At 63.0% G+C, this 230-nt stretch carries 1 protein-coding gene; it reads right to left on the bottom strand.

What is annotated here, in order from left to right:
• A partial coding sequence (locus Q4528_RS16570; RefSeq protein WP_303522897.1) for a DNA cytosine methyltransferase occupies positions 1 to 230 on the bottom strand: 230 nt, incomplete at both ends.

Here is a 230-nt window from a genome sequence, read left to right as displayed (position 1 = left end):
GCTTCGATCCGCCAACAACTGTCGGCGCAATCTCATCCGCGCCGTCGCGCCATTTGGCCGCGCCGCGCCAGCCGCGTTCGCCCATCAGATCAAACAGCGTTTGCCCAACCGTCCTGGGCGAGGTTTCAAGCGACACCGGCCAGGTGAAATTCTCGGCCAGATCCTTGCGAATGGCGACAATCACCACCCGCGGCCGCAATTGCGGCACGCCAAAATCCGACGCGTTGAAC

Source organism: Staphylococcus pasteuri (genome assembly GCF_030547725.1).
Taxonomy (GTDB): Bacteria; Bacillota; Bacilli; order Staphylococcales; family Staphylococcaceae; genus Staphylococcus; species Staphylococcus pasteuri.
This window is presented reverse-complemented; position numbering and strand designations above follow the sequence as displayed.